The sequence below is a fragment of the Paenibacillus sp. FSL H8-0457 genome (assembly GCF_038051935.1).
In the GTDB taxonomy this organism is placed as follows: domain Bacteria; phylum Bacillota; class Bacilli; order Paenibacillales; family Paenibacillaceae; genus Paenibacillus_AQ; species Paenibacillus_AQ lautus_A.
Genome location: NZ_CP150293.1, coordinates 2,289,864 through 2,312,135, shown reverse-complemented (window position 1 = coordinate 2,312,135; position 22,272 = coordinate 2,289,864). Strand labels below are relative to the sequence as shown.

Annotated in this window: 21 protein-coding genes; 4 read left to right on the top strand and 17 right to left on the bottom strand. The window is 53.2% G+C overall.

All coding sequences use genetic code 11. The annotated features are described in order from the left end of the window. Positions 1-55: 55 nt before the first annotated feature. From MHI43_RS10060 to rpmG, 11 genes are all read right to left on the bottom strand, one after another. The gene (locus MHI43_RS10060) at positions 56-703 is read right to left on the bottom strand and encodes a response regulator transcription factor (protein ID WP_036665854.1); all 648 of its coding nucleotides are present in this window, start codon (positions 701-703) and stop codon (positions 56-58) included. Next, positions 700-1,779, bottom strand: a complete 1,080-nt coding sequence (locus MHI43_RS10055) for an ATP-binding protein (protein ID WP_081746365.1) — start codon at positions 1,777-1,779, stop codon at positions 700-702. The genes MHI43_RS10060 and MHI43_RS10055 overlap by 4 nt, the downstream gene beginning before the upstream one ends. Next, positions 1,776-2,240, bottom strand: coding sequence for a GAF domain-containing protein (locus MHI43_RS10050; protein ID WP_015734361.1), 465 nt, complete (start codon positions 2,238-2,240; stop codon positions 1,776-1,778). Before MHI43_RS10050 ends, MHI43_RS10055 begins: the two co-directional genes overlap by 4 nt. A 52-nt stretch (positions 2,241-2,292) precedes the next feature. Then, entirely contained in the window at positions 2,293-2,985 is a 693-nt protein-coding gene (gene narI / locus MHI43_RS10045) for a respiratory nitrate reductase subunit gamma (protein ID WP_036665856.1), read from the bottom strand. Then, the gene (narJ, locus tag MHI43_RS10040) at positions 2,972-3,550 is read right to left on the bottom strand and encodes a nitrate reductase molybdenum cofactor assembly chaperone (RefSeq protein WP_036665858.1); all 579 of its coding nucleotides are present in this window, start codon (positions 3,548-3,550) and stop codon (positions 2,972-2,974) included. The genes narI and narJ overlap by 14 nt, the downstream gene beginning before the upstream one ends. Beyond that, positions 3,543-5,078, bottom strand: a complete 1,536-nt coding sequence (narH, locus tag MHI43_RS10035) for a nitrate reductase subunit beta (protein ID WP_036665866.1) — start codon at positions 5,076-5,078, stop codon at positions 3,543-3,545. Before narH ends, narJ begins: the two co-directional genes overlap by 8 nt. After that, complete coding sequence (locus tag MHI43_RS10030) at positions 5,068-8,742, bottom strand: nitrate reductase subunit alpha (protein ID WP_036665868.1); 3,675 nt, start codon at positions 8,740-8,742, stop codon at positions 5,068-5,070. The genes narH and MHI43_RS10030 overlap by 11 nt, the downstream gene beginning before the upstream one ends. A 260-nt stretch (positions 8,743-9,002) precedes the next feature. Continuing rightward, the gene (locus MHI43_RS10025) at positions 9,003-9,977 is read right to left on the bottom strand and encodes a Gfo/Idh/MocA family oxidoreductase (protein ID WP_036665869.1); all 975 of its coding nucleotides are present in this window, start codon (positions 9,975-9,977) and stop codon (positions 9,003-9,005) included. Between the two features lie 555 nt (positions 9,978-10,532). Next, the gene (locus MHI43_RS10020; protein WP_036665871.1) at positions 10,533-11,426 is read right to left on the bottom strand and encodes an alpha/beta hydrolase; all 894 of its coding nucleotides are present in this window, start codon (positions 11,424-11,426) and stop codon (positions 10,533-10,535) included. Positions 11,427-11,622: 196 nt separating this feature from the next. Next, complete coding sequence (locus tag MHI43_RS10015) at positions 11,623-12,096, bottom strand: hypothetical protein (RefSeq protein ID WP_015734354.1); 474 nt, start codon at positions 12,094-12,096, stop codon at positions 11,623-11,625. A gap of 112 nt (positions 12,097-12,208) precedes the next feature. Then, positions 12,209-12,358, bottom strand: a complete 150-nt coding sequence (gene rpmG / locus MHI43_RS10010) for a 50S ribosomal protein L33 (protein WP_009592608.1) — start codon at positions 12,356-12,358, stop codon at positions 12,209-12,211. A 285-nt stretch (positions 12,359-12,643) separates the two neighbouring features. Between rpmG and MHI43_RS10005 the strand changes: the two genes are divergently transcribed. Further along, complete coding sequence (locus tag MHI43_RS10005) at positions 12,644-14,086, top strand: PLP-dependent aminotransferase family protein (protein ID WP_036665877.1); 1,443 nt, start codon at positions 12,644-12,646, stop codon at positions 14,084-14,086. A gap of 132 nt (positions 14,087-14,218) precedes the next feature. Here MHI43_RS10005 and arsC read toward each other — a convergent pair whose 3' ends face one another. From arsC to MHI43_RS09975, 6 genes are all read right to left on the bottom strand, one after another. Next, a complete protein-coding gene (arsC, locus tag MHI43_RS10000; RefSeq protein WP_015734352.1) occupies positions 14,219-14,638 on the bottom strand; it encodes an arsenate reductase (thioredoxin) in 420 nt (139 codons plus the stop codon). A gap of 28 nt (positions 14,639-14,666) precedes the next feature. Further along, positions 14,667-15,962, bottom strand: a complete 1,296-nt coding sequence (locus MHI43_RS09995; protein ID WP_036665879.1) for an arsenical efflux pump membrane protein ArsB — start codon at positions 15,960-15,962, stop codon at positions 14,667-14,669. Positions 15,963-16,087: 125 nt separating this feature from the next. Beyond that, entirely contained in the window at positions 16,088-16,411 is a 324-nt protein-coding gene (locus MHI43_RS09990; protein ID WP_015734350.1) for a metalloregulator ArsR/SmtB family transcription factor, read from the bottom strand. Between the two features lie 108 nt (positions 16,412-16,519). After that, positions 16,520-18,016 carry an FAD-dependent oxidoreductase gene (locus tag MHI43_RS09985; protein ID WP_235201901.1) on the bottom strand — a complete coding sequence of 499 codons (1,497 nt, stop codon included), beginning with the start codon at positions 18,014-18,016 and terminating at the stop codon, positions 16,520-16,522. Continuing rightward, positions 17,983-18,297: a metalloregulator ArsR/SmtB family transcription factor gene (locus MHI43_RS09980; RefSeq protein WP_015734348.1), complete on the bottom strand. Its 315-nt coding sequence runs from the start codon at positions 18,295-18,297 to the stop codon at positions 17,983-17,985. The genes MHI43_RS09985 and MHI43_RS09980 overlap by 34 nt, the downstream gene beginning before the upstream one ends. 166 nt (positions 18,298-18,463) lie before the next feature. Further along, positions 18,464-20,053 carry a sensor domain-containing diguanylate cyclase gene (locus MHI43_RS09975; RefSeq protein ID WP_036665881.1) on the bottom strand — a complete coding sequence of 530 codons (1,590 nt, stop codon included), beginning with the start codon at positions 20,051-20,053 and terminating at the stop codon, positions 18,464-18,466. Between the two features lie 191 nt (positions 20,054-20,244). Here MHI43_RS09975 and MHI43_RS09970 point away from each other — a divergent pair, with 191 nt between their 5' ends. From MHI43_RS09970 to MHI43_RS09960, 3 genes are read left to right on the top strand one after another with little or no spacing between them, the layout of a single operon-like run. After that, entirely contained in the window at positions 20,245-20,607 is a 363-nt protein-coding gene (locus MHI43_RS09970) for a hypothetical protein (protein ID WP_036665883.1), read from the top strand. An 11-nt stretch (positions 20,608-20,618) separates the two neighbouring features. Continuing rightward, a complete protein-coding gene (locus MHI43_RS09965) occupies positions 20,619-21,884 on the top strand; it encodes a DNA polymerase IV (protein WP_036665885.1) in 1,266 nt (421 codons plus the stop codon). Next, positions 21,881-22,213, top strand: a complete 333-nt coding sequence (locus tag MHI43_RS09960) for a YolD-like family protein (protein WP_015734344.1) — start codon at positions 21,881-21,883, stop codon at positions 22,211-22,213. Before MHI43_RS09965 ends, MHI43_RS09960 begins: the two co-directional genes overlap by 4 nt. The last annotated feature ends 59 nt before the right edge of the window (positions 22,214-22,272 follow it).

The following is a 22,272-nucleotide window of genomic DNA, read 5'->3' as shown; positions in this document are numbered from 1 at the left end:
CTCTCCGGGGAACTTCCCTATTCCTTACCGCAATCACCCTGCTTATGCGTCATAATTAAAAATCCAGCAGTTTTTTCTTCAGCGCATATTCCACTAACTCCGGGCGGCTCTTCAATTTCAGCTTTTCCATGATTTTGGCCTTGTGCGCTTCCACCGTTTTGACCGATACAAATAGTTTTTCCGCGATTTCCTTGTTGCCATAGCCCTTCGCGATCAGCGGCAGGATTTCAATCTCCCGTTGGGACAGACTGTTGAACGGATCCTGCTCCGCACTCTCGCTGTCTTTCTTGATAAATTCCCGGACCAGGGACGTGGCCATCTGGGGGTGGATGTAGGTTCCTCCCTTATGGACCATGCGGATGGCCGAAATCAATTCATCATCCGGCGCATTTTTGAGCACGTAACCCGAAGCGCCGTTCTTCAAAACATGGAACAGGTAATCGTCATCGTCATACATGGTCAGGATCAAAATTTTCGTTTCCGGAAATTCGCTGCTGATCTTGCCTGTCGCAATCAATCCGCTCTCGCCGGGAGGCATGCTTAAATCCATCAACAGCACATTCGGCCGGTGCTTGGCCACCATGGCGTATGCCTCGATGCCGTCTGCCGCCGTCGCGACGACCTCCATATCCTCTTGGTAATTCAGAATCATGGAAAATCCGCTGCGGACCACGGCATGATCATCCGCGATCACAATTTTCATGTTCCCCTCACCTCCGCCTTGCCGCTGCTCGTAAGCGGGATCTTCAGTTGAACCGTCGTCCCCTCGCCGGGAGCGGAAACCAAAGTAAACTGGCCACCGACGAGCTCTGCGCGTTCGCGCATTCCGTACAGCCCGAGTCCGGTTCCCTTGGCTTCGTCAATGATCATGTTAAACCCGACGCCATCGTCACGGACGGTTAACTGAAGGCAGCCGTTCTCCTCGCATAATCGGACATGAACCTCGTCCGTTCCCGAATATTTCAAGGCATTTAACACCGCTTCCTGGCAAACCCGGTACACCACCGTTTCAATCTCGCTGCCATAGCGGGCCGCCGCTAACTCGGCAGAGAATTCAACCAGCATGCCGTAATTCTTCCCGATCCATTTGAAATGGGAGCGGAAGGCAGCCTCCAGCCCCAAATCATCGAGGGAAGCGGGCCGGAGCTCGACCGACAAATGCCGGATATCATCCAGCAGCCTCGTTAAAGACGCCTCGGTCTGGTGCAGCTTCTTGAGCACATCCTCGCCCACATTCATATATTTAACGACGCGCAGGTCGACCAGCGAGCTTAAGAGCTCCTGAGCCACGCTATCGTGCAGCTCGCGCGAGATCCGCTTGCGCTCGTCCTCCTGTGCCTTGATGACGTATTTCAGCATATTCGTCCGCTGCAGCATTTCCTGCGTTTTCTGCTGCTTCGTCAGATCGAGGAGCATCATCACCCGGATGCCGCGGGCTTCATCGATGGTATGGTAACTGGCCGCATAAGGAACAATTCCTTCGGACCGCGTCTTCAGATAGACTTGGAACGACGAGAATTCTCCATCCGGATAATCCAGATAGCATTTGGAGCAGGAGATGAGATCCTGTTCGTCGGTGTACCCTTCGCAGGTCTGGCAGAAGGACCCGTCCAGTCCGGAGTGCATCCTCTCGATCACTTCAATGTCAAGGATATTCTCCGCAGCCGGATTCATCGCGACCACGCTGCCGTCCTCGTCCATAAAAAAAATGGCTTCCATGCTATTCTGATACATGTTTCTCAGCAATTCGCTCAGATGCTCATCCGTCATTTGAATCACGGCCGTGATACCTCCTTGGCATAAAAAGCGCCAAATTCCGTTCCTATACCTTCCTGAAAAGACGCAAAGGCCTTGTGATCCAGCATGTTCTCCTTACGATATCCCACAAGCAAAACCCCCATGACGCGCGTGCCTTCCCACAGCGGTATGGCACCGAGGCTCTTCAGCTGCTCTGCAACGATAATCGGATAATTATACAAGTCCCTTGATTCAATATCCGCATTCACATTCGGGATCAGCATCGGTTTCCCGGTCTTAAACACCATGCCGGCGATGCCCTTGCCGGAATGCAGCACGATGCGCTTGTACCTCTCGTTGATGTTTCCCGAGGCATATTGCCAGGTCAATACAAATCGGTCTTCAGCCGGCTGCACCAATGCCATGGACACGAAATCGAAATGAAACCGGGTCCGAAGCTTATCCATTTCACGTTGGTAATCATAGATCGGCTGATTCTTCATCCCCATTACTCCTCTGACGTAGAAAAGAAGGCTAAAGAAGCCTTCTCTCGTCCTACGACTCAAATTTGCGGTGCTTTCTATACAGGATATATCTTCTGCCCACATAATTCAACGGAACACTCCACACATGGACCAGACGGGTAAACGGCCACAAGCCGAATATACCAAATCCCGCAAGAATGTGAATTTTGAACGACAGCGGCACATCCTCCATCAGCGAAGCCTCCGGTCGGAACATAAACAGTCCGCGGAACCAGACCGAGACCGTTTCCCGATAATTGAATTCCGGCTGCACCGCGTTTGTGACCAGCGTGCTGTACATTCCCATGAAGACGATAAACAGCAGGAGGACATTGACCACCATATCGGAAGCGGTGCTGAGTTTTCGGACATTTCGGATGGCAAACCGTCTGGCGGTTAACAAGATCATGCCTCCCAGCGTTAAAAAGCCGAACGCGCTTCCGATATACACCGCGCCGATATGGTACATATGGTCGCTGACGCCGAGCGACTCCATCCAGGATTGGGGGATGGCCAGTCCGGCCACGTGTCCCAAGGTAACCGGAATGATGCCAAGATGGAACATGAGGCTGCCCAGCTTGAGATGTTTTTTCTCGATAAACTCGCTGGATTTTGCCGTCCAGTTAAACTGGTCCGTACGATAACGGTAAATATGACCGACGATAAATACAACGATGCATACATAGGGGAAAATGACCCACAAAAATTGATCAATCATGTTCATGAGCGGCAGCCTCCTGACTGAGACACGCCTTGAACGTGTCGCGAAGCCCTTGAACGAGATAAGCATACGGGCTGTTATACTTCTCCAAGGCTTTCAGCAGATGATAGGTGCCGTCTTCCATGACGGCCATCATCAAATTCAGGCTCTCCGCGGCTTCCTTCTCGCGGCCCTGCCAGGGCGCCGCGTACAAAAACTCGCACATCAGCGGAAGATAATCCGACAATTCCGAGCCTTCGATGCCAAGGCCAAACATCTCGTACGTCTCCTTAAGCCTGGCGAGCATCTGCCCGCGTTCCCGGCCGTCCTCGAATTTGTAATAGGTCATATACAATGTGGATTTCGCCTGAAAGTCGAAGGTCTGGACATACAGCTCTTCAATCTCCTCCATGCTGTATTCATGCATGATCGTCCAATACGTTCTGACGGATTCATAGGCCGGATCGGCGGGGTCAAGCAGCTCCTCCATGACGGACGGATGGAAATCCAGCTTTTCCGGATACGTGAGCTGCTGAGCAAAAAAACCGAAAACATGTTTACAATCATGCAGCTTTCCGAGATTAATCACGCCAGATCCCTCCATAGAAATTTTCTTCGTACAGCTCCTTGCCGGTTTTGCCCTGCAGACCTTCCGGACCGCAGCCGCCGCAGCTTGCGCCGAATCCTTCAGAGCCCTGGGAACGGTAGACATCCATATGGCTTTCTTTATGGGAAGTCGGAACAACGAACCGGTCATCGTATTTTGCGATGGCAAGCAGCCGGTACATCTGCTTCATTTGATGGGCAGTCAGGCCGACCCGTGCCAGACGCGTCTCATCAAACTCGGCCCCCGACGATTGTGCGCGCATATAAGAACGCATCATCGCCATTCTTTGCAGGGCTTCCTTCACCGTGACCGTGTCGCCTGCCGTGAGCAGATTCGCGAGGTACTGGATCGGCGTGCGCATCTCCTCGATCGCCGGGAAAATCATGTCCGGATTCTCGATGGAATCCCTGCCTTCAAAATAGTTCATGATCGGGCTGAGCGGCGGCACGTACCATACCATCGGCAGCGTCCGGTACTCCGGATGAAGCGGGAAGGCCAGCTTGTATTCGATCGCAAGCTTATAGACCGGCGAGTTTTGGGCAGCTTCGATCCATTCTTCCGACAAGCCGTCTTTGCGCGCCTGCTCGATGACCCCAGGATCGTTAGGATCCAGGAACAGATCGAGCTGCGCCTGATACAGATCCTTCTCATCCGGCGTGGAGGCTGTTTCCTGTACGCGGTCCGCGTCATAGAGCAGCACGCCCAAGTAACGGATACGTCCTGTGCAGGTTTCGGAGCATACCGTTGGCAGCCCTGCTTCGATTCTCGGGAAACAGAAGGTGCATTTCTCGGCCTTGTTCGTTTTCCAGTTGAAGTACACCTTTTTGTAAGGACAGCCGGTCATGCAGTACCGCCAGCCGCGGCAGGCCTCCTGGTCCACCAGCACGATGCCGTCCTCGTCCCGCTTATACATGGCACCGGAGGGGCAGGAGGCGACGCAGCTCGGGTTCAGGCAGTGCTCACACAGGCGGGGCAAATACATCATGAACGCCTGCTCAAAGTTGAATTTGATCTCTTCCTCGATCTTTTCGATATTCGGATCCTTCGGACCGGTCACGTGGGCGCCCGCCAGATCGTCTTCCCAGTTCGGGCCCCATTCCAGATTCATCGTTTCGCCGGTCACGGCCGATTTCGGACGGGCCACCGGCTGATGTTTCTTCTCCCCGGCATTCGTCAGATGTTCATAGTTATACGTCCAGGGCTCATAGTAATCTTTCATTTCCGGCATATCCGGATTGTAGAAAATTTTGCCGAGCGCGATTTTGGACAGCTTGCTGCCGGATTTCAGCTGCAGCTTGCCCTTTTTCAGCGTCCAGCCTCCCTTGTATTTCTCCTGGTCTTCCCAGCGGATCGGGTAGCCGACGCCCGGCTTCGTTTCCACGTTGTTGAACCACATGTATTCCGCGCCCGGACGGTTCGTCCAGGTGCTCTTGCAGGTGACGCTGCACGTATGGCAGCCGATGCATTTATCCAAATTCATGACCATGGCGACCTGCGCTTTAATCTTCAAGCCAATCCACCTCTTTCATTTTGCGGACAGCCACGTACACATCCCGCTGGTTGCCGATCGGTCCGTAGTAGTTGAATCCATAGCTGAGCTGGGCGTAGCCCCCGACCATCTGGGTCGGCTTCACATGGATTCTCGTCGGCGCGTTGTGGCTGCCGCCGCGATCCTTCGTGATTTCCGAGCCCGGCACGTTGATGTGTTTGTCCTGAGCGTGATACATGTACATCGTGCCTTTCGGCATCCGGTGGCTGACGACGGCGCGGGCGGTGACGACGCCGTTGCGGTTGTATACTTCCAGCCAGTCGTTGTCCTGGATGTCGTTTGCCGCCGCGTCGTCATTGTTGATCCATACCGTCGGGCCGCCGCGGAACAGCGTCAGCATGTGCAGGTTATCCTGATACGTGCTGTGAATGTTCCATTTGCCGTGCGGCGTCAAATAGCGGAGCACCAGCGTATCCTTGCCCCCTGTAATCTGCTTGTCGCGCGGGCCGAACACCATCGGCGGAAGCGTCGGTTTATACACCGGCAGCGCTTCGCCGAACTGCAGGAAGATTTCGTGGTCGATATAAAAATGCTGCCTGCCGGTCAGCGTGCGGAACGGCACGAGCCGCTCGATGTTCGTCGTGAACGGGGAGTATCTTCTTCCCATTTTGTTCGAGCCGCTGAACACCGGCGTCGGAATGACTTCCCGCGGCTGGGCCGTGATGCTCTGGAACGTGATGCGCTCCGCCGCGCGGTCCGCGGAAATATCCTTCAGCTGCACGCCGGTATCCTGCTCCGCCGATTCCCATGCCCGCTGCGCTACTCTTCCATTCGTAGCCGAAGACAGATTCAGAATGGCATCCGCCGCATGTCTTGCGGTATGAAGCTTCGGCAGGCCATTTTTGATGGAGTCGTCATAATAAGTTCCGTTCAAGCGCTTCAGTTCTTCATACTCCTCGGCGACCGAGAAGCTGACGCCGTGCGCTCCGACTTTGCCTGTGGCCAGATTCGGCCCGAGCGTCACATATTTATCGTAAATTTTCGTATAATCGCGTTCGACCACCGTCAGGTTCGGCATCGTTTTGCCCGGAACCGCTTCGACCTCGCCCTTGCGCCAATCCTTCACCTCACCGTACGGCTGGGCGATCTCGCTTGCCGAGTCATGGGCCAGCGGGCTTGTCACAAGATCCTTGTATACGCCTGGCAGATGCGTTTTGGCCATGTCCGAGAAGACTTCAGCGATCGTTCTGTAAATATCCCAGTCCGAACGCGATTCCCAGAGCGGATCCACCGCCGGGTTGAACGGATGGACGAAGGGGTGCATGTCGGTGGAGGATAAGTCGGTTTTCTCGTACCAGGTCGCTGCCGGCAGCACCACATCGGCATACATCGGCGTCGAGGTCATCCGGAAATCGAGCGCGACCAGCAGATCCAGCTTACCTTCCACGTCCTCGCGCCACACCATTTCCTCCGGCTTATCCTCTTCGTTCGGCGTCGAGAGCAGGCTGTCCGAAGCGCCAAGCAAATGCTTCATGAAGTATTCCTGCCCTTTGGCCGAGCTCGAGATCAGGTTCGAGCGCCATACGAACAGCGATCGCGGGAAGTTTTCCGGCGCACCCGGATCTTCGGCCGCAAATTTGGTATCCCCTGACACGATTTGTTCAAGCGTGTGCTTCACGATGTCTTCATTGCTCGTTTTCCCCTGCAGCGCCGCTTCCTCCGCAAACGTCAGGCTGTTCTTGTTGAACTGCGGATAGGACGGAAGCCAGCCGAGCCTGGCGGCAAGAACGTTGTAATCTGCCGGATGCCGGTACCGGATCTCCCCGCCCGTCGGCGATTTCAGGGAATCGGCCCCCATTTCTTCGTATTTCCACTGGTCGGTCGCAAAATAGAAGAACGAAGTGGCATTTTGCTGCCGCGGCGGTCCCTGCCAGTCTTTGGCGAAGGCAACCGTGGACCAGCCCTCGATCGGACGGCATTTCTCCTGCCCCACGTAATGTGCCCAGCCGCCGCCGTTCACGCCCTGGGAGGCCGTCAGAATGACCAGGTTCAGAATGGAGCGATAGATCGTGTCGCTGTTGAACCAGTGGTTAATGCCCGCACCCATGATGATCATGGAGCGGCCGCCGGTATCCAGCGAATTCTGCGCGAATTCTCGGGCGATTTGAACGACGACCGAAGCCTTCACGCCGGTAATGTTCTCCTGCCAGGCCGGGGTGTAATCGAATTCGGCATCTTCATACCCTGAAGCCGCAAGCCCGCTCTCCGCTTGCCCTATCCCATATTGGCTCAGCATCAGATCGTATACCGTTGCGGCGAGACGCTCGGTTCCGTCGGCCAGCTGAATTTTCTTCGCCGGAATTTGGCGTTTGAAGGTGCCGTTGGCCCGGTTATCAAAGAACGGGAAAAGGATCGTCTGCCGCTCCGCTCCCTGGGACTCCACGGAAAGCGCCGGTGCAATGACCGACCCGTCTTCGCGTTCCAGAATCAGGTTCCATTTCTTGTCCTGCTCCCAGCGCTGGCCCATCGTACCGTTCGGAACGATGATTTCATTCGTGTTCTCGTCGATAATCACCGGCTTCCACTCGGCATGCTGCGAGGCATCGCCCAAATCGCTTGCCCGCAGGAAGCGGCCGGCCTTGTACCCCCCCTCATACTCATCCAGGAGAATCAGGAAAGGCATATCCGTATATTGTTTCGCATAATTCAGGAACATCGGCTCCTGACGCTCATGATAGAACTCCTTCAAAATGACATGCGTCATGGCCTGTGCAATCGCCGCATCGGTCCCGGGGTTCGGGGCCAGCCAGTTGTCGGCGAATTTGACATTCTCGGCGTAGTCCGGCGCGACCGACACGACCTTGGTCCCTTTGTATCGCACTTCCGTCATGAAATGGGCGTCCGGCGTACGCGTTAACGGCACGTTCGAGCCCCACATGATCAGGTAGCCCGCATTGTACCAGTCGCTCGATTCCGGCACGTCGGTCTGCTCTCCCCAAATTTGCGGGGAAGCCGGCGGCAGGTCGGCATACCAGTCGTAAAAACTCAGCATTTCGCCGCCCAGCAGGGAGATGAACCTTGCCCCCGAAGCGTAGCTGATCATGGACATCGCTGGAATCGGCGTGAAGCCGGCGATGCGGTCCGGGCCGTATTTGCGGATCGTATAGATTAACTGGGCGGCGATCAGCTTCGTGGCTTCCTGCCAAGATACACGAACGTGACCGCCCTTTCCCCGTGCTTGTTTATAGGATTTGGATTTCGCCGGATCTTCGACGATGCTGGCCCAAGCGGCGATCGGATCGCCGTGCTCGTTCAATGCCTCTTTCCACATATGCCACAGCCGGCCGCGCATATAAGGGTATTTCACCCGCAGCGGACTGTATTCATACCAGGAGAATGACGCCCCGCGCGGACATCCCCGCGGTTCGAATTCCGGCATATCCGGCCCGCAGGACGGATAATCGATCTGCTGGTTTTCCCAGGTGATGATCCCGTTCTTTACGAACACCTTCCAGCTGCAGGAGCCTGTACAGTTCACGCCGTGAGTGGTCCGCACCACTTTGTCGTGCGACCAGCGCTTGCGGTACATATCCTCCCATTCCCTGCTTTTTTCCTCCAGAACGGACCAATTGCCAGAGTAGCTTTCCATCCTCTTGAAGAACTTCAGCCCCGACTTTCGTCTCATAGGACACTTCAACTCCTTCTGCTTGAATGACAATGATTGGGGAATCAATGTGCCGTTCTTCGTATAGCTTCATTATGAGCGGCCTCACCCTCGGTTCCTATTAGGGAAACTCCTATATTCCTTCGAGAATTCCCTTGGTTAACGTCAGGCGGCGATTCGCGCATGGATCGTCTTGCGAAACGAAAAAAAAGGTGTCCCGCAAGATCTGATGATCTTGCGGGACACCTTGGGATTCTGTTGCGACCACTGGATGTTTAGGATCATTCCCCGATCTTCACCGGGACCCCCGTTTCGGCCGACTGCAAAGCAGCAAAGGTAATTTCCATGGTTTTAAACGCATCCTCGTAGGAGGATAAGATTCCGGAGGCATCGCCGGTGCGAACCGCGTGGATGAACGCTTCACTCTCCCGAAGATACGGATTAGCCCTATTCCGGTATTCCGTCGTTCGTCCTTTTTCCTTGACGATGAGTTTATCGGATTGAATGCCGATGATCCCCTGCTCCGTATAAATATCCAAGCCAGCCCGATCCGACTCTGGCAGCATGCAGGTATTGGAGATCGTTGCCACGGCGCCGGATTTTAATTTCAGCGTCGCAGTGCCCACGTCGTGTACCGTTACCCCCTCATGAACATCCTTCATCGCGCGATGGGCAAAAGCCGCATACACTTCATCCGCTTCACCCAGCAGGCAGCGAAGCAGGTCAACCATATGGGTGGTTTGCTCAATGAATTGCCCTCCCGAGCCTTCCTGCTGTCTCCACCAGTACACCTGCGGCATGTCTCCCAACCAGTAGCCAAGCGCCATCCCGATCTTCCGGCCTTCCAGCAGCTCGGCAGCCTTGATGGCCGCATCCGTATAACGGAAATGATACCCTGCAGACGTAATTAAACCGGCCTTCTTCACCTCATGCAGAATCTGCCGTGGCGTATCCAGGTTCGTGCCCAGCGGCTTCTCGACCAGAAAAGGAATGCCCCGCTCCACCACCTGGGCTTCGATCTCTCCATGCGCAAACGGCGGAACGAGGATATAAACCGCATCGGGCTTGGTTGCATCCAGCATCTGCTCAACGTTGCTGTACGCCTTGGCGCCAGCATAGCCCCGCACCGCTTGTTCCGCTTTTTCCTGACTCGTCCCGACAAAGGCGGCAACGTTCACTCCGTCCATGTTGGACAAAATATCTGCATGCACTCTGCTGAACCAGCCTGTACCGATCATGCCTATGTTGAATGCCATCTGATCCTAAAACCTCCCCTTCCATTAGAGACGATGCCCTTTTCTTCTTCGTTATCATAGTACCGGAAAAGCCCGGCAAGCATCATGTTTCGTCGGCCTTGTCCTCAATTCCTTTATTTGAATAAAAAAAGCCCGCTCTTCGGTCATGGACCGGGAGCGAACTCAGCCTATCTGAAAATCATCCATATCACAATAAACGCTATTAACGAAACAAGATAAATGATGAGCAGCTTCGTGAGATTGGTTCTCGTTTTCCGCTCATAGTTCGGGTTTGCCTTCTTATTCTCCTGAGATAATCCTACTAGAAGCGTTGATATTCCTCCAATTAATGCCAGCGCGATGACGATAATATACATAACCAACCACAAACAACCCCATTCGATTATTCATTATATACAATCTATTATAGAACCTGAGGCTTCAGGATCAACCTATATCATCATGAAATGGTCGTTTCTGCCTCATTATAATGAACAATCGGCCGATGTACACCATCCAATTGCGCGACAGTTGTGACCATCCAATTGGATGGCGGGTCACCCTCCATTTCGGCTTTCAACCTTCGCGCGCCGTCCATTGATGCAGCCGTTCCAGTGCCTCTCCGGCTTCAGGCATCGGAAACAGGGGCCACACATGCATCATGTTCTCGTATTCCCAGTACTCGGTATCGACGCCTTCCCGGGCCATCTTATCGCGCAGCAGACGAGCATCCGGCAGCAGGGAGTCGTCGGTTCCTGCGAGAATGACCGTGCGGGGAAGGCTTCCCATCTCGCCAAACAAAGGACTGACCGCAGGATCGTCCATCGGAAGGCCTCCTGCATACATCCTTCCTACCGCTCCGAGCCCGGCGGGCTGGAGAAAGACGTCGCGCTGCGGGATGCCGAGCGCGGATATCTGCGGATTGTCCGTGGCTGCATCCACCCATGGCGAGATCAGAATCAGCCCCTGTGCCTGCATCGGCGTCTCCTTGACCGACTGGGCCATGTCGAGAGCCAGCGCGCCGCCGGCCGAATCGCCCATAAGAAGTACCGGGCTCCCGGCCTGGGCACATACGTGCACGTAAAACTCGCGCATCAGCCCCGTCAGCTTTTTCGCATCGGCAGCCGGAACGGTGGGGTAATTGGGTAGGATGACGGTGAAACCGGTTCGTTTCGTCCACTGTCTGGCAAACGCGAAGTGGGGCGGCAGAATCTCTTCGATATAGGCTCCGCCGTGCAAATAAACGACGGTCCCCCGTTCCTTCGTGCCATGCGATACATAATAATTCATGCTTACGCCCGATCCGCTATGGAAACGGCGGGTCTCAAACCCTTCCTGTTCCTCGGACAACGCAGGATATGGAGGCAATGTTTCGATATACTGCCGAATCGTTCCGGCATGTTCCCATTTATGATGAAATCCCTCGGCGGTCAGCTGCTCTTTTACAGCCGTACTCTCTTTACTCGGCATATGGTTTTCTCCCCTTTGCTGGACGTTATCGATATAGGGCAGGCTGGTGTATGTCCTGCTTCAATATATCACCGCACGCGGCACGGCCGCTGTGGCAATTGATACAGAAGCGTTAACCAATGGGGTTGTCCGAGACTAAGCTGCTCAAGGCTCTGAGCCGGCAAAACGATGATATCTTATGTAAAAGCCCCGCATTCTACCGGGCTGAATCGCTCAGTAATTGATCCGCGCTGCGCTGCAGAAGAAGGCAGAAGGACCGGTTATGTCCGATAAAAAACGACGATACGTCATAGCGATGACGGGCTGGCTCATAAGTAATCAGAGCCCGATGCTTCATATTTTCGATAAGTATGTCAGCGAACCGCTCTGCAGGACCCTTTGCGAAAAAGGTTAGGTAGGCGTACAGGGAATGATCCACGGGCTCATCGAGAGGGCTTACGCCCGCGCAGGAAAACTCGGTCTCCAAGCCCGCCTGCTGCAGCGAAATCAATATCGGATACAATTGCTCGTCGACAGGGGCATTGCCGAACAGCCGCGTGCGTTTGGGCTGTTTGCGTACCTTGGGTCTGTTGATCCACTCGTTTAGCTCCTGCCTTCTCCGTCTCCACTGTTCCGGGGTATGTGCGCTCAGGAGCATCTCTCCGCCGGAATCCTGTCGTTCCTGGTTCATCCCGTCCATCCCCCTCATTGACATGGTCTCTTGCTGTTACTTTTAGTGTAGTCCCATTTCGTTTGAAGTCAAATAAGCCGGACGGCTGGTCCGGCTTGCGTTAAAGCATGCGCTAACGGGTTTCCCGATGCAGCGTCACCCGCTTCAAACGCGGACAATATTTGCGCAATTCCATCCGCTCCGGGTGATTTCGTTTATTTTTGGTCGTTGTATAGTTACGGTCCCCTGTTTCCGTGCATGCCAATGTTATGGTCACTCGCATATTCAGCACCTCCTGCCTTTTGTTTAAATCGTAATAATTACGATTAACTAAAATATACTTTATTCCTGTTTTTATGTTTTGTCAAGAAATCGGAGCGACTTACAGCCGCATTTCGGGAAGTCGGTCATGTTGCCCCCGTCCAACTCGCAGTCCGATATCCCGTCCATATTGAAGGGATGGCTCAAGATTTGTCATCGTAATGATGAAATTATGAAAAGCCTTTATTTATGCTAAATGATATGATTAAGGTTACAGACAGAAACCGCCTGAATATGTCACGAAAGGATGAGGAAGGTGTGGAAGCCGGATCGTAACAGCACACGACCTCTATATCAGCAAATTGCCGATGATCTGGAGCAAAGAATATCTTATGGTGAGTTTCCACCGGGCAGCTTACTCCCATCCGAACGAAAGCTCGCGGAGCAGTTAGGGGTTAATCGAAGCACCGTGGTTCTGGCTTACTCGGAGCTTCGGGCGCTTGGAATCATAGAGAGCCGTTCCGGAAGCGGAACGCGGGTCAGCAACTCCAAATGGGGAGCCACGCCCAAGCATACGCCGAACTGGCGCCGCTATGCGGAGGGAGGGAATTTCCTGCCGAATCTCCCTTTTCTTCGCCGGATTCGGGAAGCGCTGGCGCATGATCCCTCATTGATCGATTTTGCCAGCGGAGAGCTTGCCGGCGATTTGGCGCCGATCCAAGAAATGAATACGTTAATGAGTCAAAAATCGAACACGTCCTATTTCGGATATGACAACCCGCAGGGATATGGTCCGCTCCGGCAGGCTTTGGTTACGTATCTGAAAAAATATCGGGGGATCCAGACCACCGAATCCTCCATATTGATCACGTCGGGGTCTCAGCAGTCGCTGTATCTCATTACGCAGTGCTTGTTGTCGCCAGGCGATGCGGTGGCCATTGAAGATCCGTCGTACTGCTATTCGCTGCCGATGTTTCAATCGGCCGGCCTTCGCCTGTTCAGACTCCCTGTCGATGAACGAGGGGTGCGGCCGGAGGACATCCGCTCCCTGTACAAGAAACACCGGATCAAGATGATCTTCATTAATCCGAATTTTCAGAATCCGACCGGCACCGTCATGGCTCAGGAGCGAAGGTCGCAGCTGCTGGATGCAGCCAGTGAACTTGGACTTCCCATCGTGGAGGACGATCCCTTCAGTTTGACCGCCTACCAGTGCCCGCCGCCGGCTCCTTTGAAATCCGTGGATTCCATCGGGTCGGTGCTTTACATCGGGTCACTCTCGAAAATAGCCGCGTCCGGCCTTCGCGTAGGCTGGATGGTCGCCCCGAATTCCATCGTGGAGCGGCTCGCAGACGCCAGGCAGCAGATGGATTTCGGGCTGAGCGTGGTGCCCCAAAGCCTTGCCGTCCAGTTTATCGACTCTTCCTATTTTGCTCCCCACCTGGACAGGCTGCGAGCGAGCTTGCTGTACAAGCGGGATTTACTGATCGAAGCCCTGCAGAAAGAGCTGCAAGGCCTGGTTCATTTCCATGTGCCGAAGGGCGGCCTGCATCTCTGGTGCAAGATCGTGCCGGAAGTGAATGACAGCAAGCTGCTGGAGGCCGCCATTCAAAAAGGCGTTATTTTCGCGCCGGGAAGCGTGTACGGTTCGGCTTCCGGATACGTGCGATTCACTTACGCCCGTGCCAGGGCCGAGGATATCCCTTCCGGAATCTCCAAGTTCGCCCAAGCCCTGCACGCCGCCATTTAATAGGGCAGCACCGGGAGCGGTGCCCCCTGCCCTTTAGCAGGAAAAAGGTTAGCTTTCGGAAAGCTAACCTTTTTTCATGTTTTCTTCCTAATGAAAAAAAGCCGGGAATGCTCCCGGCTGTAACGATTTGTATTATTCGCCGGTTTTGGCGAATTGTTGGATGCGCTCCCCGATTTGGTCGCGAACGCGCTGGAAAACCGCCCATTTCTCCTCGTCGGTTCCCTGAGCCTTGGCAGGATCGTCAAATCCCCAGTGTTCACGGCGAACATGCGGAGGCGTCATGGGGCAACGATCAGCAGCATCGCCGCACAAGGTGACCACCAGGTCGGATTGATTTAACAACGTCGGATCTATGATATCCGACGTTTGCTTCGAAATATCGATGCCCGCTTCGTTCATAGCTTTGACCGCATTCGGGTTTAGACCATGAGCTTCGATCCCGGCGCTGTAGACATTCCAATCATCACCCAGATGCTTTTTAGCCCATCCTTCAGCCATCTGGCTGCGGCAAGAGTTGCCTGTGCACAAGAAGTATAGCGTCTTTTTCCCCATCTTCGTCCTCTCCTCTTATCCTGATCATTTACAATATGGTCAACCAGATATATAAACCCAAGAGGGTTATGAATAACGTCGGGACGGTCAATATGATCCCTGTTTTGAAATAGGTTCCCCAGCTGATTTTCACGCCCTTGGCAGAAAGGACATGCAGCCAAAGCAAGGTTGCCAGCGAGCCGATCGGCGTAATTTTGGGACCTAAATCGGAACCGATCACGTTCGCATAAATTAAGGCCTCTTTAATGGCTGCCGACGTATGGGTTGCATCGATTGCGAGTGCATCGATCATCACCGTCGGCAAATTGTTCATAATGGACGAAATCATGGCGGCAATAAAACCCATGGCCATGGTAGCGGCAAACAACCCTTGATCCGCTGCGCTCTGTATGACGCCGGCCAGAAGATCCGTAAGGCCTGCATTGCGCAAGCCATATACGACGACATACATGCCAATCGAGAAAAACACGATCGCCCATGGCGCCCCTTTAAGCACTTCCTTGGTTTGCACAGCTGGACTTTTTCTCGCCATCAGCAGGAACAATATCGCGATAACGCCGGCGACGATCGATACGGGTATACCTGCAAATTCACACACAAAGTAACCGATCAGCAGCATGCTCAATACGATCCATGATAAACGGAACATGGCAGGATCCTGAATTGCCGTGGATGGCTGCTTCAGCTGGGTACCGTCATAATTCCGCGGGATGCTTTTGCGGAAAAACAAGTAAAGCACCAGAACGCTAGCTGCCAAAGAAAACAGATTCGGAACCAGCATGCGACTGGCGTATTCGATGAACGTGATGCCGAAGAAATCGGCAGATACGATGTTCACCAGATTGCTGACGACAAGCGGAAGCGAGGTGGTGTCCGCAATAAAGCCGCTTGCGATAATAAACGGAAATACCTTTCGTTCATCGAAATTCAGTGCCCGTACCATGGCAAGTACGATCGGTGTCAAGATGAGAGCCGCTCCGTCATTCGCGAAGAATGCGGAAACAACCGCTCCAAGCAAGGAGACGTACACAAACATCCGGATGCCGTTTCCCCGGGCGGCATTGGCCATATGCAGCGCAGCCCATTCGAATAACCCGATTTTATCCAATATCAACGAAATAATGATGATTGCAACAAACGCGAGCGTTGCGTTCCATACGATCAAGGTGACGTCCCTCACATCCTGGAAGTCCACGACTCCAACGAGAAGCGCCAGCAAAGCGCCTCCGCAAGCCGACCATCCAATGGATAGATTTTTAGGCTGCCAAATGACAAAAATTAATGTGACAATAAATATGATGCTGGCCAGGACAACAGAAACCAATGTTCAAACCTCCAATGACGTGTTGAGCCGGAATACAATTATGTTTCACGGTGAATCAATATATAACTATATCCTTATATAATGAACAACAATCCTACTTTATGCGAATGCCGGCTGACTCTCGGTTAGTTACAAGTACAGTTAACCTCCTTATTCATGGATGACAATACTTCTTGCGAGCCTGGCATCTCATTTAATACGGCTTGGATATACGGCTTGTCATCCACATTCAATGAATAATAAACCCATTGCCCTCGCCTGGCTTCATTGACGATTCCCTGAGACTTCAGCTTTCTCAGATGCTGGCTGATCGCCGGCTGCGACATATCGAAAATATCCACGAACTCGCAAACGCACCATTCTCTTTCCTTAAGGAGCGTCAACATCGTAAGCCTTGTTTTATCCCCAAGCAATTTGAGTTTCTCGGCTATTTCGTTCATGGGCTCCATTAAGATTCATCCCTTTCCTCCGGCAAAATAAAATGACGATTCTGTCCCATATAAGTCAATGCTTATATGTTAATGGAAAGTGTGCCTGATTTCAATCGTTTAGGCGATTTATTTGCAGCCCGAAGCAGATGAGGCCGGCAAACAGCAATCGTTGGCATTCGGTGCGCTGCTGATGCCACATACGCCGGTCTCCGGCAGCTCCAACTCAACCTTTAACGCCGCCTCCAGATCGCCGTCCAAATAGGCTGCAATGGATCTGACCTGCTCATACCCTGTAGCCATGAGGAAAGTCGGAGCCCGGCCATAACTCTTCATCCCGACAAGATAAAAGTTCTTATCCAAATGACGAAGTTCCTTCTCGCCATGAGGTCTTACGGTGCCGCAGCTGTGTACATTCGGATCAATTAGCGGAGCCAGCGCCTCGACGCTCTCCGTGGCAGGATCCATGCTAAGTCTGATCTCGCTCAGAAATGAAAAATCAGGTCGGCTCCCTGTATTCACGATTACTTCATCAATACCTTGGATTTCCTTGCCTTCGCCATTGGCAGTCCCCTTGATGCCAATCTTCCCATCTTGTTGGGAAACCCCCTCAATCATCAATGGAGTAACCACTTGGATTTGGCCTGCATCAATCAACTGGTGAATACGGCTTCCAAGCGCCCCGCGAGCCTCGAGTTGATCGTTCTCTTCCCCGCCATAGGCTTCTTGCACCGATTTCTTTCTCATCACCCAAATAATTTCCGTATTCGAATCCGTTTCTTTGAGCTGGGCCAGATCCAATAGAGTGTTGATCGCCGAGTGTCCGCCTCCTACCACTGCAACGCGTTTCCCTGCGTATTTCTGCCTTTGTTCTGCTGATAAATCCGGAATCCCATAATAAATACGATCTTTCAAATCACGCTCTTCCCGTGTCCATATTCCGTCAGCATGCAGCGGATTCGGATGTCCCCAGGTTCCGGACGCATCGATCACGGCCCTAGCTTCAAAACGTTGCGTGGAGTTATTTGTATCAACATAAAGCACGAATGGTGCAGCTTCGCGATGAGCCGATTTCATTTTATCTGTATTCTTTTTCGATATGGAGACTACTCTGGAATTTAACATGATATTGGGCGCAAGTTCAGGCAACTGCGCTAAAGGTTTTAAATATTGATGGACAATCTCTTGACCGAAAGGCAGTTCCGTTAATACAGGAGGCTTCCATCCTTGTTTGCGCAAAAGACGCTCGGCGGCTTTATCGATGTTGTACTGCCATGGCGAGAATAGTCGTACATGTCCCCATTGGAGGATGTTTTGACCAATGCTGGATCCGGCTTCAAAAAGGATGAAATTTTGTCCTCTCTCTGCCAAGTGCGCTGCTGCTGCCAAACCGATCGGTCCGGCACCGATTATCGCCACGGGCAGGTTATCGTTATAGGAAGCATACTCCTCCTTGACTGTTTCCTTGGTGTTTGACGGTACTCGGGGTGTGCAGCAGGAAGATGAGGTTACCTTAAACTCAATGTTTTTCATAGGGAAATCCTCCTTATTTTTAAATGCATCAATTTTTTTTGATGCATCGATCAAAAAAATTATGCTTTGGAATTCGGATAAAACACGCAGCACAGCTTCTCGGATAGCAGTCCCTTGACTTCATCATCGTTAAGCTCGTAATAGTTCCATTTTCCGATGCGCTCCATCAAAATAATGTTTGCATCCAGCAGCATTTTCAGATGGTAAGACAGTTTCGATTGAGGGAGATCCAGCATGTCCGTTAGGTCACATACGCATACTTTACCTCGTTGGTTCAATTCATAAATGATTCTCAACCGATTCTTATCGGACAATGCTTTGAATTTCTGTTCATACAGGCTTAATACGTCTTCATGTATGGTAGAGACCTTCATGTTGTCACCTCATTTTCCATCAAATTATTTTGATGCGATGATTGTAGCAATCGATCCGCAGCACGTCAAGCATCAATTTTTTTTGATTTGTATAGGAGTGTGCTCGGAATTACACCCCTATATACAAAAAAAGATATCCGGTTCACCAAAGCGGCCAGGATGTCTCTCATGCCGATAATCCCGCCGCCACCGTGCGGTTGCGTCCTTCCCCCTTCGCCCGGTACAACGCCATATCCGCCGCTTGAAATACATCCTCCCGGTTTCCCCCGTGCTCCGGATACAACGATACGCCGATCGATACGGTGAGCGTTCCGGAATAAGGGGTCGGGGAAACCAGGATCGCCCTGCGTATCCGTTCAGCCATACGGTATGCCGTATCCAGGCTGCGTTCGCGAAGAAGAATGACAAACTCTTCCCCGCCAAAACGGGAGCATACCGCATCCGCGGGAGCACAATGCACCATGACGGCCGCCACGAGCTTCAGGATCTGATCGCCGGTTTGGTGGCCGTATGTATCGTTTATCGCTTTGAAATGGTCGATGTCCAGGAGAATAACGGCATACGGCTCCCCGAGCGCATCCCAAGACTCCAGGCAGCGTTCCAGCTCCCGGCGATTGGACAGCCCCGTCAATGGATCCGTGATCGCTTCCTGCTGCAGCGACTGGGTCTGCTTGGCCATCGTTTCCGCGGCGGCTCCCATGATCCGGTTCAACTGGTCGGCTTCCCGGTTCCAATGCGGCCGGAATTCCTGGGAAGACACCGTTTGGCCGGCTGCTACCGATTTCGTTAATTTATAGAGCCGGGTAAACGGGGCGGCAATTCTTGCGGCCGTATATACGGCAATGAACAGCATGAGCGCAATGGGAAAGAGCATGCTTCTCAGCTGGTCCTGCAAATTTCGATTGACATCGGCCAGGATGGAGCTTACCGACGTCTGCATGACGATCCCCCAGCCATTCATCGCCACGCTGGCATAACCCGTCAAGTAATCGTCGCCCTGCGTATTCGTCACGCGTTGCATGCCGCTCTCGCCATCCATGAGCCGTCTCACGACCACGTTAGAACTCACGTCCTCCCCGACCCGGCTTTCCTCCAGATGATAGAGCACCTTCCCGCCGGAATCCACGATATAAGAATAGGAGTCCTCTTCATTTCCAGCACCGGATCCGAAGATCCGATGCAATATATTGTTTTCTTCCAGATAAATCGTGCCTGCTATCATGCCGCAGTACTTGCCGGATCCGTCAAAAATCGGCTCGCTCGCAAACACGATCCAGCGGCCGGTCGGACTCCTATACGGTACCGAAAGATAGGATTTTCTCTCGTTTAATGCTTGAATGGCCCCCTCCGTTATTAATCGGGCATGGTTTGCCTGATTTCCCGCAGGAGAGACGACCCGAATGCTCCCCCTTTCGTCGGCCCATAATACGGAATTGAAGTAAGGGCTGCTCTGGAGCATAAGATCAAAGATAACCTGCAGCTCCTTTTCGTCGGATGCCGCTCTTGCCTCAATGGCCGGGTTGCTTGCGGCGGCGCGCAGACTTTGGCGCATCCCCGAGAAAAGCGCTTCTATGGTAACCGCCATTTTTTGCGCGGATGATAAATTCAGCGACATGGTCGTGTCGTACAGGGATCGTTTCTCGTTTTTATACTGGATGTAGACCATGATCGACATCGTCATCAGGATGGATAATGAAACCAATGCAGGCATGACCATCGCAAGACTGATTTTGAGGCGTCGTTTGGGTATGTTCATGGAGGCTGTACCCCTACTCTTATGAAATTTTTTCCGGATGAATACACGATCTTTTCATATTACTTCACAAACGTTTTGGAGTCCATATATGGAATGCCGCATCATGCTCTGTATTTACCAGTTGCATAACGAACGTATGTTCGTTATATAATAGTGAGGAGCATATGAAGAACGATGAGGAGGCATCAGGTATGTCTGCGTCTCCGCTGCAAACCGAGGAAGAGCTGCTGTCCGTCAAGGACTGCGTCATTCTGCCGATTTTGCTGGACGTGCTGGAACGGGATATCCGCAGCATGAAGCATACCGGCATTAGCGACTATTACGTGTTCCATCTGCAGACCATTCAGAAGATGACGTTCGCGAAGCTCGCCGAGCTCAAGAGAAGCTGCCGCACACGCGGCATCGCCATTCTGGAAACCCGGCGCCAGAAGCACTCCGTCACCATCCGCTACCGATGTCGCGGCTACCAGCATGACATGGAGCTGATGTGGGATTTTGTGAGGGCCGATATTCAAATGCGTCTGGCTGAAACATTTCACATTCGTCTCGAATAGGAGGAATCATCATGCATAAACGCAAGCAGCGCGTCGTTTTTCTGGCGGACTGCCAGTCCTTTTATGCCTCTGTTGAAAAAGCGGCGAATCCCGCATACCAACACAGACCCCTGGTCGTCTCCGGCGACCCTGCCCGGCGAAGCGGCATCATTCTCGCGGCATGCCCGCTTGCGAAGGATCACGGGGTCACCACGGCGGAGCCCCTGTGGCAGGCCCAGCAGAAATGCCCCGATCTGGTCGTGATGAAACCGCGCATGAGCGCCTATATCCGGGTATCCCTGCAGATCATGAGCATTCTCGAATCCTATTCCGATCTCGTGGAGCCGTTCAGCATTGATGAGCAATTCATCGATGTGACGGCAAGCTTGGCGCACTTTGGCTGCACGCCGAAGGAGCTCGCCCGGCATATTCAGATGCGGGTGCGGGGCGAGACCGGCGTTTATACCCGAGTCGGCATCGGGCGCAACAAGGTTCTTGCCAAGCTGGCCTGCGACAATTTCGCCAAGAAGAATGAGGACGGCATCTTTGAGCTGAACGAGGCCACCATGGACGCGCTCTGGGCCTGCCCCACCCATAAAATGTTCGGCGTGGGCTCGCGGACCACGAAGCATCTGGCACGGCTCGGCATCCAGACCATCGGGGAGCTGGCCCATACGCCGCTTCCCGATCTCAAATTCAAAATGAAGCGCTACATGAAAAAAAACTGCGACATCTGGAGCGAAGTGCTGTGGCGAACCGCCAATGGTTATGATGATTCCCCAGTGACGCCCGATGCATTCGACGGGCAAAAAGGAATCGGCCGGCAGACCACGCTTCCCGTCGATTATCATGACCAGCAGGACATCGATGTCGTGCTGAACGAGCTCTCCATGCTCATCTGCCAGCGGGCGCGGGCCAAAGGCTACATGGGCAACGTGGTCCACGCCGGCGCCCAGGGCGCCGATTTCGACCGGCCGGTGGGGTTCTCCCGCCAAATGAAGATTGCCGAGCCCACGCATCTGTCCCGCGAAGTGTATGCGGCTGCCAAGGAGCTGTTCCGCAAGCACTGGGACGGCGGCCCTGTCCGCAAAATCTGGGTCTCCCTCGGAGAACTGCAGAGTGACGCCGTTTACCAGCTGTCTCTCTTCGGCGACCGGGAGCGGCTCATGTATTTGGAACATACCATGGACGATATCAACAACCAATATGGTCCCTCCTCCGTTTACTTCGGCTCATCGCTAACCAAAACCAGCCAGCTGAAATTTCTGAACGCCAAGATCGGAGGACACTACAAATGAAAAAACTAACGGGAAACGGTCTATGGGAATCCAGCCGCATGATGCTGTTTGAGCATCGCGACGCCATTTTGGAGAAGCAGGGCGAGAAGCATAAGCAGACCCACCCTCTTCTGGATGAGCAGCAGATGCAGTGGATTATAGAAAAGATCAGCACGGCTTACCGGAGCAAGGAAACCATACAGCTGCAAGTATACGGGGAGTACGGAAATTACGCGGTAAACGGAAGGATCTCCCGAATCAATACCCTGAACGAGCGGTTGCTTGTCGGGGATACATGGATTAATCTGGTAGATATACTGGAGGTTGAAACGGCGGAGACGTGTGATTGACTGCCGCGCGCATCCATATCCGCGCCGTGCCTGCGCCGCCGTCTTGCCCATGCCGGATC

Coding starts and splice junctions, on each gene's coding strand:
- MHI43_RS10005 (WP_036665877.1), top strand. CDS start 12,644: ATGAGGAAGGTGTGGAAGCCGGATCGTAACAGCACACGACCTCTATAT.
- MHI43_RS09990 (WP_015734350.1), bottom strand. CDS start 16,411: ATGGAGCCCATGAACGAAATAGCCGAGAAACTCAAATTGCTTGGGGAT.
- MHI43_RS09970 (WP_036665883.1), top strand. CDS start 20,245: ATGTCTGCGTCTCCGCTGCAAACCGAGGAAGAGCTGCTGTCCGTCAAG.
- MHI43_RS10030 (WP_036665868.1), bottom strand. CDS start 8,742: ATGAGACGAAAGTCGGGGCTGAAGTTCTTCAAGAGGATGGAAAGCTAC.
- MHI43_RS10060 (WP_036665854.1), bottom strand. CDS start 703: ATGAAAATTGTGATCGCGGATGATCATGCCGTGGTCCGCAGCGGATTT.
- MHI43_RS10020 (WP_036665871.1), bottom strand. CDS start 11,426: ATGCCGAGTAAAGAGAGTACGGCTGTAAAAGAGCAGCTGACCGCCGAG.
- MHI43_RS09960 (WP_015734344.1), top strand. CDS start 21,881: ATGAAAAAACTAACGGGAAACGGTCTATGGGAATCCAGCCGCATGATG.
- rpmG (WP_009592608.1), bottom strand. CDS start 12,358: ATGCGAGTGACCATAACATTGGCATGCACGGAAACAGGGGACCGTAAC.
- MHI43_RS10015 (WP_015734354.1), bottom strand. CDS start 12,096: ATGAACCAGGAACGACAGGATTCCGGCGGAGAGATGCTCCTGAGCGCA.
- MHI43_RS09965 (WP_036665885.1), top strand. CDS start 20,619: ATGCATAAACGCAAGCAGCGCGTCGTTTTTCTGGCGGACTGCCAGTCC.
- arsC (WP_015734352.1), bottom strand. CDS start 14,638: ATGGGGAAAAAGACGCTATACTTCTTGTGCACAGGCAACTCTTGCCGC.
- MHI43_RS09975 (WP_036665881.1), bottom strand. CDS start 20,053: ATGAACATACCCAAACGACGCCTCAAAATCAGTCTTGCGATGGTCATG.
- MHI43_RS10025 (WP_036665869.1), bottom strand. CDS start 9,977: ATGGCATTCAACATAGGCATGATCGGTACAGGCTGGTTCAGCAGAGTG.
- MHI43_RS09980 (WP_015734348.1), bottom strand. CDS start 18,297: ATGAAGGTCTCTACCATACATGAAGACGTATTAAGCCTGTATGAACAG.
- MHI43_RS10050 (WP_015734361.1), bottom strand. CDS start 2,240: ATGAAGAATCAGCCGATCTATGATTACCAACGTGAAATGGATAAGCTT.
- narI (WP_036665856.1), bottom strand. CDS start 2,985: ATGAACATGATTGATCAATTTTTGTGGGTCATTTTCCCCTATGTATGC.